Source organism: Paenibacillus popilliae ATCC 14706 (assembly GCF_000315235.1).
GTDB classification, from domain to species: Bacteria; Bacillota; Bacilli; order Paenibacillales; family Paenibacillaceae; genus Paenibacillus_B; species Paenibacillus_B popilliae.
In genome coordinates this window covers 1-603 of record NZ_BALG01000453.1, presented here as the reverse complement: position 1 = coordinate 603, position 603 = coordinate 1, and the positions used below count along the sequence as shown (strand labels likewise).

The window sequence follows — 603 nt, the reverse complement described above, 5'->3', positions numbered from 1 at the left end:
CCAATCGCAGTATTACTCAGTATGGAGGAAAAGTGCTGCGCTAAACCCCACTTTCATGCTGGGGATGCGGCGGAAAAGCCATGATTGTTTTAATAGGTTCATCTAATATGAACTCATTACTTATTCCCATGACCTATGCAGTCCGAGGTAAGCCTTGGTAAATATCCGGTTTGGGCGTAGCCCAAAGAAGCATCAAATCATGCTCCGGCCAAAATAATTCAATAAGCCTTGCAAATGGCTGCACTTGTGTGTCACAATCAATAGAGATTCGCTGAATACCTTGTGGTTTTTCACGCGAACCTGACAACGAGTGTGGAAGAGGCCACGAACCATTTTGCCGTGGGTATAGCCTTCATCATCACTCGTTTTTTCTTTGTTCAGTTCAAAGAGCGCTACAGCTAGCATGGTTTCTGCCGTAAACAATAGCTCAAAATGAGCATGATGATGCGCCTCGGATTCGGAGTGGCATTTCTCAAAAGCCAATTCCTGCTTGACAGCTCGAAAGAATACTTGTCGGGTAAAGGACTGGCGCGGTGCTGTAGGCCCGTTTCCAGCCCCTCCCCATAAGAACTGCTCGTGAGGTTTTCCCTCAAGCAGCTCACC

1 protein-coding gene is annotated in these 603 nt (G+C 47.1%); it reads right to left on the bottom strand.

Translation table 11 applies throughout. The features are described 5' to 3' along the window. Positions 1–192 precede the first annotated feature (192 nt). Positions 193–603: hypothetical protein (locus tag PPOP_RS23080; RefSeq protein WP_006288144.1), on the bottom strand; the 411-nt coding region annotated here is incomplete at its 5' end.